At 63.8% G+C, this 14,625-nt stretch carries 10 protein-coding genes; 4 read left to right on the top strand and 6 right to left on the bottom strand.

Annotated elements, in window-relative coordinates; genetic code table 11:
• Positions 1-173 precede the first annotated feature (173 nt).
• Positions 174-776 (top strand): hypothetical protein, encoded by a 603-nt coding sequence (locus V5279_RS40475; RefSeq protein ID WP_338692393.1) that lies wholly within the window; start codon positions 174-176, stop codon positions 774-776.
• Between the two features lie 18 nt (positions 777-794).
• Here the strand turns inward: V5279_RS40475 and V5279_RS40470 are convergent, their stop codons facing one another.
• Entirely contained in the window at positions 795-2,225 is a 1,431-nt protein-coding gene (locus V5279_RS40470; RefSeq protein WP_338692392.1) for a cytochrome c peroxidase, read from the bottom strand.
• Between the two features lie 303 nt (positions 2,226-2,528).
• On the opposite strand from V5279_RS40470, the gene V5279_RS40465 reads away from it, so the two are divergent.
• Positions 2,529-4,295 (top strand): alkaline phosphatase family protein, encoded by a 1,767-nt coding sequence (locus tag V5279_RS40465; RefSeq protein ID WP_338692391.1) that lies wholly within the window; start codon positions 2,529-2,531, stop codon positions 4,293-4,295.
• A gap of 59 nt (positions 4,296-4,354) precedes the next feature.
• On the opposite strand, the gene V5279_RS40460 is transcribed toward V5279_RS40465, so the two are convergent.
• Positions 4,355-8,860, bottom strand: a complete 4,506-nt coding sequence (locus V5279_RS40460; RefSeq protein WP_338692390.1) for a DUF5801 repeats-in-toxin domain-containing protein — start codon at positions 8,858-8,860, stop codon at positions 4,355-4,357.
• A 439-nt stretch (positions 8,861-9,299) separates the two neighbouring features.
• Here V5279_RS40460 and V5279_RS40455 point away from each other — a divergent pair, with 439 nt between their 5' ends.
• Together V5279_RS40455 and V5279_RS40450 are read left to right on the top strand one after the other, a co-directional pair.
• Positions 9,300-9,953, top strand: a complete 654-nt coding sequence (locus V5279_RS40455) for a FecR family protein (RefSeq protein ID WP_224741364.1) — start codon at positions 9,300-9,302, stop codon at positions 9,951-9,953.
• 37 nt (positions 9,954-9,990) lie between these two features.
• Entirely contained in the window at positions 9,991-10,857 is an 867-nt protein-coding gene (locus tag V5279_RS40450) for a tetratricopeptide repeat protein (protein WP_338692389.1), read from the top strand.
• A gap of 79 nt (positions 10,858-10,936) precedes the next feature.
• Here the strand turns inward: V5279_RS40450 and V5279_RS40445 are convergent, their stop codons facing one another.
• The 4 genes from V5279_RS40445 to V5279_RS40430 are packed head-to-tail and all read right to left on the bottom strand — an operon-like array spanning position 10,937 to position 14,530.
• A complete protein-coding gene (locus tag V5279_RS40445; protein ID WP_338692388.1) occupies positions 10,937-11,803 on the bottom strand; it encodes an HlyD family secretion protein in 867 nt (288 codons plus the stop codon).
• On the bottom strand, positions 11,800-12,006 hold the full coding sequence (locus V5279_RS40440; RefSeq protein WP_166299132.1) for a DUF1656 domain-containing protein: 207 nt from the start codon (positions 12,004-12,006) through the stop codon (positions 11,800-11,802). Before V5279_RS40440 ends, V5279_RS40445 begins: the two co-directional genes overlap by 4 nt.
• The gene (locus tag V5279_RS40435; RefSeq protein WP_338692387.1) at positions 12,003-14,054 is read right to left on the bottom strand and encodes an FUSC family protein; all 2,052 of its coding nucleotides are present in this window, start codon (positions 14,052-14,054) and stop codon (positions 12,003-12,005) included. Before V5279_RS40435 ends, V5279_RS40440 begins: the two co-directional genes overlap by 4 nt.
• A 2-nt stretch (positions 14,055-14,056) precedes the next feature.
• Positions 14,057-14,530 carry a MarR family winged helix-turn-helix transcriptional regulator gene (locus V5279_RS40430; RefSeq protein ID WP_166299131.1) on the bottom strand — a complete coding sequence of 158 codons (474 nt, stop codon included), beginning with the start codon at positions 14,528-14,530 and terminating at the stop codon, positions 14,057-14,059.
• Positions 14,531-14,625 lie beyond the last annotated feature (95 nt).

Raw genomic sequence — 14,625 nt, 5'->3', positions numbered from 1 at the left:
TCCATCCGAGGCCGGCGCCGATCGAACCCATGGTTCGGTCGGCGCTGTCATGTTTTGCCTGCTCACCCTCTGATTGACTGGAATATGCGATGAAGCGCAACGAAGTGACGTGTTCAATAAGCAGGACCGCCGCGGCCTGCCTACTTGCTGTTGCTATCCTGGCGAATGCTTGGATGCCCGCCCAGGCGCAGCAGTTTTCCGCCGACCTCGTTGCGCGGAAGGACGACACGGCAACCGCTATGGGAACCTTGCGAGTCTCGGACGGAAAAGCACGGATCGAGACAACCGCGTTGCCCGATGGCTTCTTCCTGATCGATACGGCGAGACCCGCGGCCTGGTTCGTCCGTCCGGGCGCCCGCGTCTTCATGGACGCAAGACGATCAAGCCCGCTGACCCAAATGTTCGTTCCAGTCGATCCGGACCAACCCTGCCGGCAATGGCAGGCGATCGCACAATTGGCCGCGCCGATCGATGCCGCGACATGGCATTGCCAACGCGTCGGAGAGGAGACGATCGCGGGGCGCGCCACCGATGTCTATCGGGTTACGGCGTCGCTCGGTCCCGGCTTCGTCGGGTGGATCGACCGCGCGCGGAAATTCCCGATCCAGATCAAGACCGCGGATGGGACCTTGGTCGCCGTCGACCGCATCCGCGACGAGCCCCAGCCGGCGCAAGCCTTCGAAATCCCGGCGAACCTGCGCAAATTCGATCCGCAGGCGCTGATCCGCAGGATTCAGCAGAGCGACGTATGGGTTGCGCCGCCGGCTTCGGAGTGAGCCGGTGTCGGCCCGTGCCTACTGCGATTGCCGGCTCGTCACCGGAAGGATCCGGCCGAGCGCGGTGTAGTGCGACTGGTGTACGTTGCTGTTGAACAGCGACCAGGGCTCGACCTTCTTCAGAGCGACGGGAACGTCGAAATTCACCAGCTGGGCGAATTGGCGATATTCCGCCATCGCATCGTCGATACGGCCGGCGCCGACGTCGAGATCGATGCGGCGCAGGGTGAGGACGAGGTCCTTCAGGATCGCACGCGCTGCCAGCCGCTCGTCCTTGCCGCCGATCGAGCTGTTCCTGATGTCGGGAATCCGCTCGGTCAATTCGCGCAGCTCGGCGCCGACGCCGGTCACGGCCAGCGACACCACCGCGGTATCGGCGGCCGGGATCGCGACCTCGAGGACGCTCGACAGTTCAAGCACTTCCTTCATCCGGAGCACGACGCCGTCCTTGTCGAACGGACGGTCGCCGTCACCGACCGCGGTCAGATAGGCGACGAGGTCCTGCGTGTCCTCGGTCGACAGGTCGAGGTCGAACACGCGGTCGAAATGATCCACCACCTGCTCGTAACTGTCGTAGCGGCCGTCGTGGAAATACGGCGCGTTGAAGTTGGCGTTCAGCAGGGTGGGGGTCTTGACCAGTCCGCCGGACCCGACGTCGTGACGCAGCTGATCGTTGAAGGTTGCCCCCGGAACATGACAGCCGGCGCAGCTTAGTTCGGCCTGCTTCGGGAACGGCTTGAAGAACAGCTGCTCGCCGCGGCGCTCCGCAACACTGGCTTGCGCGGCAAGCCTGCCGCCGGGCCCGAGCTTCGGATTCGGCAGGAAATCGATGTCGTTGATATAGGCGACGAGGCCGTCGAGAACCTCGTCGCGCGGCTTTGGACCCGAAAATTCATTGACGATGACATTATAGACGAAGTCGCGGAGCGAGCCGATGCGCCCGTCATGTCCGTAGGGCGCGAGGAAACGGGCGCCGCGCAGGCTCGGTATCCTGACCGGATCGAGGATGCTGTTGAACGTCTTGGCATTGAAGAGAAGGCTGGTCGTGTCGAAGGTGCCGGGACGCGAAGAGGCTCCGGGGACGAATAATTTCGGGTTCGATGCGCCATTGACGTGGCAGGTGCCGCAGCTCATCTCGGCCTGCCTGGCCTTGCCGCCCAGGATGGAAGGCGAATTGAAGGCGAGATCGCCGAGATTGACCAGATAGGACTTTCGCCCGCCCATCGCTTCGGAATGAAAAAGCTCGCGCGGCCGCGCCAGCGCCTCCTCGGAAAATTCGGTGCCGGCCGGCAGCACCGTCTGGTCGCCGCCGAGCGGGAACGCCGTCGCGCGCAACGGAAGGAAGGCCGCGACGAGCGCCAGCAGCGCGATCGGCGCGTGCTTCACGCCGCGACCGGCGGCTGCGGTCCGACCTGCTCCGGAATCGCGCGCAACAATTTCCCAAGCCATCGCGAGAATTCGCCCCTGTCACAAATCGCTTCGTGCCGCCGCCCGATCGGAAGATGTCACGGAGGTGACAGTTTTCTGTCGGCGGGACCAATGACCGTCTGATTGGATAGACGAAGGTTGATTGCGGTTTGATGACGGCAACGAAGCCGAAACCGATGGTTACGCTTCTTACCGGGCGATACTCTGTCGGGGCGCGAACGACACGTCATGCCTTCGCGCGCGCGTCGAAAAACGGTCATCCCAGCGAAATGTGTTTTGCTTAGCGTGTAGCTCCATTTCTATTTCTTTCTAAATCAGGAGAGCATGATGCGGCTTTGGAGAGCCATTCCGGCGCTCGCAATTGTTGCTGGCACCGTTGCCACCGCACCGGTGGCAAACGCCGAGAATCTGGTCGAAAAGATCATCGATGAATTCAAGCACGAGGTCAGGGACGAGCTGCGTGATCTGCGCGACCGCGGTCATGAGGGTGTGCATCAGTACAAGCACATCGTGGTCATCTACCAGGAGAACCACAGCTTCGATAACCTCTACGGACACTGGGGCGATGTCGGCCGTGACCGGATCAATGGCACCGCCGACGCCGATGCGGCGCACACCCTGCAGGTCCGGCAGGACAATCAGACCGTCTATGCGTGCCTGCTGCAGAACGACGTCAACCTGACCTCGCCGTCGCCGCAGCCGACGAGCTGCACCGACAATACGGGCACCGTTGCGATCCTGAGCGCCTTCAAGAACAAGCCGTTCGAGATCAACGACTTCATTCCGACCTCGGCCACCACCTGCCCGAAACCGGTCGGCGCTTTCGCGGCGCACGGCTTCCTCAACGGCACCGGCGCGCCCGGCGGCTGCACCGAGGACATCGTGCATCGCTTCTACAACGAGCAGTACCAGCTCAACGGCGGCCGGCAGAACCGCTACGTGACCGGCAGCGACGCGTCGGGCCTGACGATGGGCTACTACGACACCAAGAAACTGCCGATCTACAGCTATCTGCACGGCCACGGCGCCCCGAACTACGTCATCGCCGACAGCTTCTTCCAGGGCGCCTTCGGTGGTTCGTTCCTCAACCACCAGTTCTTTGTTGCGGCCGCGGCGCCGCAGTTCGTCGGTGCCTTGAGCGACGGCAGCGCCAACGACTTCCACTCGATCGTCGATGCCAACGGCATGCCCACCAGCACGCCGCTTTATACGCCGCTCTCCACCGTGAAGGATGCTCAGCTGACGGCCAAGTGCAGCCAGGCCGGGCTACCGGCGGGCCTCGCCTGCGGCGACTACGCGGTCAACACCACGCAGCCAACCTACCAGCCCTATTCGCCGGGCACCCCCGACATCAAGCGCCTTCCGCCGCTGCACACGCCGAACATCGGCGATCGGCTGTCGGCAAAGCACGTTGACTGGGCCTGGTATTCGGGCGGCTGGTCGAACGCCAATGGCGACGTCGGCGCTTCCGGCTGGACCAACGGCAACGGCACGACCTGCACCGATCCGAACCATCTCGCGACGGCGGTGTTCCCGAATTGCGCCGACGTGGACTTCCAGTTCCACCATCAGGCGCTCAACTACTTCGCCAACTACGCACCGGGAACGCAGGCCCGCAGGGATCATCTGAAGGACGAGGCGGAGTTCATCCAGGCGGCCAAGAGCGGCCGGCTGAAGCAGGTCAGCTTCATCAAGCCGATCGGCGAGGAGAACGAGCATCCGGGCTACACCAGCGAGTCCGAAGGCAGCCAGCATCTCGTCGATCTCGTCAAGGCGATCACCGAAGGGCCGGATGGCAAGGATACGCTGATCGTCATCACCTATGACGAGTTCGGCGGGCAGTGGGATCACGTGCCGCCGCCGCCGCACAACCGTTATGGTGCCGAAGCCAGGGCTGCGGACCAGTGGGGTCCGGGCACCCGCATTCCGGCGCTGCTGATCGCCAAGCGCTTCAACAAGTCGGGCGTCGCGCATGAGGATTTCGACACCACGTCGATCCTCAGGATGCTCGAGAAGCGTTTTGATCTCGATCCGCTGGTGACGCGCTCAGTGCGCAGCCTTTCGGCGGCGCTGAAGGCCGGCGACCACTGACAAGAGAAGCGATCCTGGCCCGCGTCAACGTCCGACGCGGGCCGGAGTGTGGGGAGTAGTTAGACGATCAGATCGTGAGGCGTATGGGTCACGACGGCGTCCGGCATGTGGTTTGAGAAGTAATCTGGCTGGTGCTCCGGGATAGCTGGCCCGATTGCCGGCGCTGCATCTGCTGCCCCTTGTGCCAGGCGAAATCCAGCGGAATCCTGGTGCTGACCGAACCACGTGGCCGTTTGATCGAAGTCTGGAGGAGGCGAAGCTGCCTGCTGGTCAAGGCTCGGAAGCTCCGCCGCGAAATGAAAGGACTGGGCGGTCGTTGCGGATGTTCCGCCGTCTACAAAGGGCAACATGGCCTGAGACAAGGCCGCGTCTACGTGGCCGCTCGTTGACATCGGGCTAACGTCGGGCGCTGGAGCGCTGGTGCTGCCGCCGACCGGTGGCGCAGCACTGTCCGGGCTGGCCGCGAATGTGAAGGCATCCATCCCCGCCGTGTGGCACTGAATATCGACCTGAAGGTTGGTCGTGGCCGAATCGCCGTCTCCGTCGACCGCGGTTACATCGAACAGGAGATCCGCGTTGATGCTGGTCTTTTCAGTATAGCTGATGTTGTTGACCGCGAAGGTGGGGTGCCCGGCCTCCGTCCGATCGTAATCGACCTGGACTTGATTGAACGGCCTGTCAACGTACAGCGTGTACGTCGTCGTCGTGGCATCAAAAGTGTAGGTGTCGATCAGCGAAGCATCCGATGTCTCCTGCACCACGAAGCTGGCGCTGCCGCACAGCGGCTTGGGAACATCGATACAGAAGTCGTGAACGTCGGAGCTGCCGTCAAGAACCTTGAGGATCACACCGGCCGTGCCGTAGCCCTGCCATTGCGTGAGATTGAAACTGACCTGCGACTGCTGCCCGGTGAACGCGAGGTTCAACTGCTCGGTGGGGTCCATTTGCAGTCCGCTGTCGCCGACTGCGATACCGCAGTCCGACGCCTTGACATCGAGCGCATGGCCGGCGCAGTCGGACCCGGTAATCACCAATTGTCCGTCCGGAGCAGTCAATGACGGCGTGCCCCAGGCCGGGGCGCCGAAATCGGAGCCACTAACGGTGACGTCCTTCGACAGCCCGGCGTGCTCGAGATCAAAGCAAAAGGTTCCATCCGGATCGATCAGCAACTTGAAATACGGATCGGCCAGCGTGCCGCCGCAATCCGTAAGGTACGCGTCGAGCTCGACGCCGCCGTCCACCTCATGGGTCGTATAGTAGAAGCTGTAGTCATCGCCATGTCCGGTGACGTGCACCGAGGTGATGCCGTCGCCCAGGCATGACGTCTCCAGATCGTATCCCGTGCTGCCGACTGCACCGTCGTGGACGGCAACGCGCATCGCGGCGTCGCCATCCGCGCCGAAATCGACATGGTAAGTGCCGCTTGCCGTCTGATGGTCCTGAGCGGCGACGAAGGTCTCCGGGAAACCGCAAATGGTCGCGTGATCGTCCGTGATCGTCAGCTGCTTGCCGAGGTCGATGCACGCGCTCTGCAAGTCGCCATCCTTGTCCGTGATGGTGGCAACCAGGTTCACGATGCCGGCGGTCAGTGACACGGCTTCGTCAGCGCTGGTGCAGGACGGATGCGTCACCGCGCGATACTCGGTGAAAGTGACTGCTCCCGTGGCCGGATCAAGCGCGATGGTGAATGCCAGCTCCCCGCCTGCGGTGCCGACATGACCTTCGATGGTGTTGCCGTGCAGAACCAGCACGTCGGCGAGGCCGGTATGCACGTCGGTCAGACCGGATGGGGTGCAGTTGCCTCCGTTGATCGTCAGCGCATAGTGGGTTGTCGCGCCATCGGCGCCCTGGAGCGAAGTGAACGCCGTGGAGAAATCGGCTGTAGTCGTCGTCAGCGCCGCGTCCGGCGCCGAGCCGGCGATGTGGTCGTCCAGCGCCGTTGCCGTCAGATGCGTCTCGCTCAGCGTCAGCGACGGAGCGGTGCCGTTGGCCCGGATGCAGGGGCCATCGTCGCTGATGGATAGCCTGCTGCCGAGGTCGAGGTTCGCGCTCTGGAAGTCGCCGTCTCTGTCCGTGATCGTGGCAACCAGGTTCACGATGCCCGCGGCCAGCGACACGGCTTCGCCGCCGTCCGGGCTTCCGCCGATCGGCTGCTCCACCGGCCGGTAGTCGGTGAAGGTCACGCGTCCCGTAGCCGGATCGAGGGTGATGGTGAATGCCAGCGTGCCGTTGGTCGCGCCGACGCGGCCTTCGATCGTGTTGCCATTCAGAACCAGCAGGTCGGCGAGGCCGGTATGCGAGTCGATCAGCCCCGACGCTGCGCCGTTGCCGCCCGTGATCGTCAGCGCGTAGTGGATGGTCGCGCCATCGGCGCCTTGCACCGAAGTGAAGGCCGCCGAGAAATCGGCTGAAGTCATCGTCAGCGCCGCGTCCGGTGCCGAGCCCGCGATGTGGTCGTCCAGCGCCGTTGCCGTCAGATGCGTCTCGCTCAGCGTCAGCGATGGGGCTGTGCCCGCCGCCGCAATGTGCGGGCCGTCATCCGTGATCGTCAGCTGCTTGCCGAGATCGATGCTTATGTCCTGGTACCGGCCGTCGCTGTCCGTGACCGTCGCGATCAGGTTTACGATGCCGGTCCCCAGCGCGATCCCTTCGCCGCTGTCAGGGCTGGTGCCGGACGATTGTTCCACCGCGCGGTGCTCGACGAAGGTCACGCGGCCCGTGGCCGGATCAACCGCGATGGTGAATGCCAGCGCCCCGCTTGCTGTGCCGACATGGCCTTCGATGGTGTTGCCGTTCAGGACCAGCACGTCGGCGAGGCCGGTGTGCGAGTCGATCAGCCCCGACGCCGCGCCATTGCCGCTGGTGATCGTCAGCGCGTAGCTGACGGTCAGACCCGGTGCGGTGACGAAGGCCGCCGAGAACTCGCCTGAGGTCGTCGTCAACGCGGCGTCTGGTGCCGAGCCGGCGATGTTGTCGTCCAGCGCTGTCGCTGTCAGATGGGTCTCGCTCAGCGTCAGCGACGGCGCCGGTCTGGCCTCGATCAGCGGGCCGTGGATGGTGATCGTCACCACCTGCGGGGTACCGCCTATCGTGGTCACCGCGAAGCTGTCGGTCAGGGTTTGGCCGACATGGAGGGCTTGCACGGAGCTGTCGGCGTTGTTGAGCGTATAGGTCCACACGCCGGCCGTTGTGAGCGTGAATGAGCCGTGGCCGCCCGCGCTTGTCGTCGGCGCGTTGATGGCGGTGAAGGTATTGGCGGGATCATCGACATCGGTGTCGGTGAGCGTGCCGGTCGCGATGAGCAGACCGGGCGAGGCCCCACTGACGCCGACTGCACCCACAACAGCGCCGGCCTTGGCGCCGGAAATGATGGAGGCGTCGTCGACACCAACAATGGGGATGTCGAAGCTCTCGCTGGTCGAGAGCGTGCCGTCCGATACGGTGATAACGAAACTTTGGGTCGAGTTGACCTTCAGCGCGTTGATCGCGGCATTGTTCGGAACGAAGGTGTAGTTTCCTGTCGCGCTGTTGAGGTAGAGCGTGCCAAACGCGCCGGTGCTCGACACGTCGTAGGTCAGCTGGCCCTGCACCACGTTGCCGGCGCTTCCTCCGCCGATGCCGAATGTCACTGCGCCGTTCTTGCTGCTCGCGGAAAAAGTTCCGCTCGCCGTACCGAAGTCATCAAATTTCGCGGTATCGATTTCCGTCAGTCCTGCTCCGAGGTTCAGGTGCGGCGGCACCGGCGGCGGCTTGAAGGTCTCGACGTTGGCGAAGATGACCACCGGCACGGGCGCGAGCGGATCTTGCGTCAGCGGTTGCGCGCCAGGCTGAAAATTGATCGGTTGCAGCAACGGCGACCCGTCGAAGGTCGGCGTGCTGGACCCTTTCGATCCCGGTCCCTTCTCGAAATAGGCTAGCGTCTCCTGCTGGGCCTCCCGCAATTCCTGCATGTGCGAAGGGGAATTGGTGGCATGGTTGACGCCGACGGAGGACCCCTTTCTGCTCAGGATGATCGTCTCTCCGGGATCCTCGACGATGATATGCCGGGGGATCGCCTCCTTGGTCACGAGCTCGAAGACGCCGTGGTGGAGGTCCTTGTAGTTGATGCTGTCGTCGTCCAGGAACGTGACGTTCGGCTCCGCGGCCCGGGCTTCTTTCAGGAGCGAGAAGGTCAGCGCGGTGAGCGTCAGTGTGCCGAAGCCGCCCGCTCGAATGTTGCCAACCGGCGGGTCCGCGGCCGGGGTGCCCGACCTTGTTAGCCAACTGCCAATGGAACGGAAGATGCCCCTGGTCTTCGCGAGCAGGCCCGGTCGCGCGATGTAGCTGGGGTCCTGCGCGCATGCACTTAGCTCGAGGCAGGTGCCACCTGGAAGGTCGAGCACCCTGCCATCGATCAACCGTATCTCGATCCGCCCGCCGGCTTCGACCTCGATGACGTCACCCTCGCGAACGGGATCGCCAATCGCGCCTCGAACCGCGATGCCGCTTGCACGCCTGATAGTGCCGCAGCCGATCGCCGTCTGAATGTTGCCGATGAATCGGGGCGGCTGGCCCAAATCGGCCATGCACACGCCCCCGAACTCGACGCCGGACGCAACTGACATTGGCTTTTCGCCTGTTGAGCAGCTCAGGCCGGAATGCGGTGCCGCAGTTTTTTGGTTTGGCTCGCCGCAAGGTGAAAAAACCTCGCGCCAGCAGCCATAGGCTTGCCCGCCGAAACGTCCTGATTGAAACTAAATTCGGTAGTGAAAATCGAATTCCAGTAGCGCGGAGCCATTGCGAAAATGGCAGAACAACTGACGTTTATCGCGCGTGCAGCCCCGCAAAATTAATAGTATAGTTACTGAGTAAATTGTCCACTTATTAATTTTTAGTCGAACTGCGTCAGGCACTTATGCCTGTTTTCGGTAGCTCATCTGGAACTCAAGGTCCTGCGGTCTCGGCCCGGCGGTTCCGGTCACCATCGAGCCACGACACGACAAAATCTTCTCAAAGGAGGGGATCGTGCGCATTCATTTGATTGTTCAATTGCTTGCAAGCTTCGTCCTGGCGCTCGCAACTCTTGTGCCCGGCCAGGTGCAGGCGCAAACCGAACCGGCCCAGCCCGCGGTCCAGACTTCTCAATTGAAATTCATCGGGAGAGTCGTGGCGGCCACCGGTTCGGTCACGATCGAACATGTGAGTGCCGTCGTCGTTCAGGCGGGGCTGCCTGACAAACTGCCTCAGACGCAGGTCGGCGACCCCGTCTATCTGGGCGATGTGGTGCAGACCGGAGCCGACGGACGGGTGGGGATCAACTTCACCGACGGCACCTCGTTCAATCTGTCGAGCAACGCCAAAATGGCCATGACCGAGTTCGTGTACGATCCAAACGGCAAGTCAAACTCGACCTTGCTCAAATTGACCAATGGAACGTTCACCTTTGTTGCCGGCAACATTGCGAAGACCGGCGACATGAAGATCGACACCCCCGTGGCAACGATGGGCATTCGAGGCACCACGCCACGCATCGAAATATCTGAGGATGGCACTGTGAAGTTCGCCACGCTCGTTGAAGAGGGCAAGAGCAAGGTCCGGAAGACCGGGACACGAACGACGCAGCAACCTGAGCAAAACATCCTCCACAAGTTCAATCCAAACATCTGTCGAGGATGCTAGGGCAGGTGCAGGCCTTTTCGAGCAAGCAAGGGCCGACATGAAACCTCGTGCAAGCGCCGGCGCAATTGTCAGCCTGATATCGCTTCTCGTTGCGATGCTCTTCGCCTGGCCGGCGATCGCGCAGAAGCCGAAGCCAAAGGACAACTATCTGCGGAATGTCGAACTGTGCAGCGGCCGCGACCGCGCGCCGCTCGACGCGCGCATTGGCGGATGCACGGCGCTGATCGATGCGGGGCAGGACATGACGACGGCTGGTCTGGCGATCGCCTACAACAACCGCGGCAACGCCTATGCCGCCCAGGGAGATTACGACCGCGCCATCCAGGATTTCGATCGGTCCATCGAGCTCAATCCGACCTACACCAAGCCGTTCAACAACCGCGGCGTGGCCTATTTCAGGAAACACGAATACGAGCTTGCGACTGCGGCTTTCGATCAGGCCATCAAGCTCAACCCGAACTACGGCCAGGCCTTCGCCAATCGCGCGGAAGCCTACCTGAAGACGAATGACTATGCCCACGCAGCGCAGGATTATGATCAGGCCATTCGCCTCGAGCCGAATCTCGAAGGCCTATGGAACGGACGCTGCTGGAGCCGGGCCGTCCTCGGCGCGTTGCAGGCGGCGCTGGAGGATTGCAACAGGGCGCTGCAATCGGGTTCGGCCAATGCCGCGACTTACGACTCGCGCGGCCTCATCTATCTGAAGACGGGACAGCTCGGCGCGGCGATCGACGATTACAGCGCCGCAATTCGGATCGACCCGAAGCTCGCAAGCGCGCTCTATGGACGCGGATTGGCGAAGCTGAAACAGGGCGACAGGGCCGGCGGCGATGGCGATATCTCGGCGGCCAAGGCGATCCAGGGCAGCATCGGCGACGATTTTGCACGCTACGGCGTGCAATAGGCGAACTTGGCCGACAGAGGCACAGCAAGTGCGGGTGGCCCGCTTCACGCCGCCACGCAGGTGCGGCCCGCCCGGCCGGCTAGTCCATGATCTCGACCGTCGCCGAACGGCCGGCGACCAGCGCGATGCGATCCGGCAGGTGATCGAGCGCGATGCGCACGGGAACGCGTTGCGCGAGCCGAACCCAGCTGAAGGTCGGATTGACGTTCGCGAGCAGGTTCGCGCCTTCCGTGCGGTCGCGGTCCGCGATGCCGGCCGCAATGCTCTCGACATGTCCGGTGAGCCGGACCGGCTCGCCCATCAACCGGACCTGCGCCTTGTCGCCGACGCGAATGCGCGCGAGCTTGGTCTCCTCGAAATAGCCTTCGACATGCAGCGTATCGGTGTCGACCAGCGCCATCACGCCCTTGCCCGCGCTGACATAGGCGCCGGGCCGCAGATCCATATTTGTGATGGTGCCGTTCACCGATGCGTGCACCTCGCTGCGATCCAGATTGAGCTGTGCGACGGCGCGATCGGCGACCGCCTGATCATAGGCGGCCTTGGCCTGGAGCTGCGTGGCCAGCACCTGCTCCTGCTTCTGCTGCGACACCGCATCGGTGGTCAGCGCGCTGTAGCGTTTGAGGTCGGCGTCGGCCTGATCCAGCGTCGCGCGATGGCCGGCGACCGCAGCATCGGCCTGCTGCAACGCCAGGGCAAAGCGCGCGCGATCGATCCGGAACAGGATATCGCCGCGATGCACCGGTTGATTGTCCTTCACCAGCACGTCGGTGACGAAGCCGGAGACGTCGGGAGCGACCTGAACCACGTCGGCGCGGACCTTGCCGTCACGCGTCCACGGCGACTCCATGTAGTAGACCCACAGGGCGCGAGCGACGGCGAGCGCGGCGACGAGCGCGATCACGGTCAGCGCAACTCGGCCAAGCCAGACAAAATTCCCCTTCATGGCAGAAACTCCGAGAGATAGACGACAACGCCGAGCAGGCAGACATACAGGGCGAAATTGAACAGCGCGCGGTGCCACACCAGCCGGTAGAGCCCGAAGCGCTGCATGATCCGGCTCACGATGACGCTCAGCGCATAGGCCACGATCAGCCACAGCAGCAGCGCCGGGACCACGACACCGTAGATATCGAGCTCATATCTCATGCAGCAAAACTCTCCTCGGGCTGCGATCGATACGCGGGTGCATCCGGAAACAGGCCGCGGCGGATGCCGACGAGGCCGAGCAATGCATCGTCCCGGGCGCGCTCATTGGGATCCTTGACGACCGCGGTCAGCGCCGCATCGATGCACGACAGCAGTTCGGTCGGCATTGCCTCGTCCGCATGGCCGCGAAACGCCGCCGCGAGGTCGTCCAGCATGTCGTCGATGGCGCGCACGGTCGATGCGGCGAGGCCGTAACGGGGCCGCCTGAGATCGATGATGTTGAGCCCGATGCGCAGCTGGACCAGGCTGTCGGCATCGCGGCGGTCGCTCTCGGAGATGAAGGCGATGCGCTGGGCCAGGAGTCCGAGCCGATGCAGCATCAGGCCGGCAAACTGCGCGCGGTCGCCGTGGCCGCGCCGCTCGGCCGCGATCGCGAGCGTCTGCCAGCTCGACGTCGTCAGCCGCCTGGCGATCCATTCGGCGCCGACGCCGCGCGCGATCCGGGTCACGATCTCGGCAATCACGATACCGAGGAAGAAGGCGACGGACGAGTTGGCAAAACTGGCAAAATCCGCGCTGTAGGTCGATTGCAGTGCGAGCAGCGTTGCGGTGTTGACAGCGAGAGCCATGCCGATTGGCGCGGTTTTCGGCCGCGCGATCAGGAAACCATACAGGAGGAAGGTCGGCGCCAGCGCGGCGATCAGGACCTCGACATGGGTGATACCCGGCACCAGCGCGAACTGATAGATCGCGACCACGACGATCGCGACTAGCGAAAACAGGCCGAAGGCCCGGATGCTGCGCGCCGGCTCATCCTGCGCGGCGAAGAAGGAGCAGGCGACCGCCGCCATCATCGGCGCCGAAGCGCCATCGGGCCAGCCGGTCGCGATCCACAGGCCGCAGCAGATCAGGATCGCCACCGCCGCCCCGGCGGCCGACCACAGCGCCATGCCGTGGTCGCGATGGCGGACCGGCGCGGCGCCCGATTCCGGGTGGAACGATAGCGCAACGGTGGAGATATCCCGGCCTGCGGTAATCGCATCGCCCAGCGCGCGGCAGTCGGCTGAGATGTCGATGAGCTCGCGCAGCCGGAGCAGCAGGCTGATCGTGATGATGCGCTCCCGCGGCGCGAGGCCGTCGAGCGCCGATTGCCGCTCGGCGATTGCGGCGCGGATCTCTTCACCGGATTGCCGCTGGCGATCGTCGTCCACGATCCATTCGGCGAGATCGCCGATCAGGCGCCGGAGCTCCGGCTGCCTTTGCAGCGCCGCCTCGCCGAGTGCGGCAAGCCGGTCTTCGATCGACGTGATGATCGGCAGCAGCATCAGCATGCGCAGCCGGACCTCACCGAGGCCGCGCACGGCACCGGCGTCGGCCAGCCGGTCATAGGCGAGATGGGTCGAGAGCGTATCGATCTCGACGATGTCGGTTGCAAGCCGGAGGCGCTGGGCCCGGCGCGTCTCGCTGGCCCCGCGATCAAGCAGCACGTCGCGGGACAGACCGCGCGCATCCGACAGCCAATTCCTGACGCGGCCGCCGACCGCAGGCGCAACGCTGCGGGGAAGCACCACGGTGGACACCAGGCTCGCACACACGATGCCGAGCGAGATCTCCTCGACCCGCGCCAGCGCCACGTCGAAGATGCTGCCCGGGTCGGCCACCGACGGAAAGCCGATCAGTGCGACGGTATATCCGCCCAGCATGAAGATATAGCTGCGCGGTGTGCCGTCGAGCAGCGACAGGTAAAGGCAGAGCCCGACCCAGAGCGCGATCGCAAGGCACAGCAGCTCCGGCGCATTGACCAGGTTCGGCACCATGGCGACCGTCATGCTCGCGCCGACAAGGGTGCCGATCACGCGGAAGAACGCCTTCGAGCTGGTCGCGCCGGCGAGCGGCTGTGACGTGATATAGACCGTCGCCATCGCCCAATAGGGCCGCGGCAGATCGATCGCCAGTGCGACGACAAGCGCCAGCATCGACGCGGCGAACGTCTTCAAAGCGAAGATCAGGTCCGCGTGGCGGACCAGGAACGGCTCTTCCGCGCGCATGACTATTTCGCCTCTGCGGCAGTTTTCGCGTCCTGCAGGCGGCTCGCACGCTGTTCGATGCGCTGGAGCGTCTCGAAGGTTATCGCAAGTTTCTCGCTGTCGATATCCTTCAGCAGGCTGGCCCGCACGCGGCGCATGATACGGTTGATGTCCGCGGCCTTGGCTTGGCCGCTTGCGGTGAGATGCAGCGTCTTGGCGCGGCGGTCGGTGGGATCCTCGCGGCGCTCCACCAAGCCCTCGCTCGCGAGCAGATCGATCAGCCGCACCAGCGAAGGCCCCTCGATACCCAATTCGTCGGCGAGCACGCCCTGCCGGACGTTTTCTCCCTGCCGCGACAGCACCAGCAGCGGAATCGCAGTCGCGTCCGACAGGCCATGATCGGACAGCGCCTGATCCGACTCGCGGCGCCAGATCCGCCCAAGTCGGGTGATCAGGAGCCCGATTTCGGCGTGGACACGAGCTTGCGACGGAGCCATGCCGATTAGATAGGATACTAATGATTAGGCTGCAATCATATTCCCCGGAATATCTCCGTCGATCACGCAAAAGCGAACGCACTCTGCGGCGAGGA

The organism is Bradyrhizobium sp. 26S5 (assembly GCF_036923295.1).
Classification (GTDB): domain Bacteria; phylum Pseudomonadota; class Alphaproteobacteria; order Rhizobiales; family Xanthobacteraceae; genus Bradyrhizobium; species Bradyrhizobium septentrionale.
The sequence above is the reverse complement of the archived record's forward strand: the minus strand, read 5'-3'. Positions and strand labels throughout refer to the sequence as shown.

Coding starts and splice junctions, on each gene's coding strand:
- V5279_RS40475 (WP_338692393.1), top strand. CDS start 174: ATGCCCGCCCAGGCGCAGCAGTTTTCCGCCGACCTCGTTGCGCGGAAG.
- V5279_RS40470 (WP_338692392.1), bottom strand. CDS start 2,225: ATGGCTTGGGAAATTGTTGCGCGCGATTCCGGAGCAGGTCGGACCGCA.
- V5279_RS40465 (WP_338692391.1), top strand. CDS start 2,529: ATGATGCGGCTTTGGAGAGCCATTCCGGCGCTCGCAATTGTTGCTGGC.
- V5279_RS40460 (WP_338692390.1), bottom strand. CDS start 8,860: ATGGCCGATTTGGGCCAGCCGCCCCGATTCATCGGCAACATTCAGACG.
- V5279_RS40450 (WP_338692389.1), top strand. CDS start 9,991: ATGAAACCTCGTGCAAGCGCCGGCGCAATTGTCAGCCTGATATCGCTT.
- V5279_RS40445 (WP_338692388.1), bottom strand. CDS start 11,803: ATGAAGGGGAATTTTGTCTGGCTTGGCCGAGTTGCGCTGACCGTGATC.
- V5279_RS40440 (WP_166299132.1), bottom strand. CDS start 12,006: ATGAGATATGAGCTCGATATCTACGGTGTCGTGGTCCCGGCGCTGCTG.
- V5279_RS40435 (WP_338692387.1), bottom strand. CDS start 14,054: ATGCGCGCGGAAGAGCCGTTCCTGGTCCGCCACGCGGACCTGATCTTC.
- V5279_RS40430 (WP_166299131.1), bottom strand. CDS start 14,530: ATGGCTCCGTCGCAAGCTCGTGTCCACGCCGAAATCGGGCTCCTGATC.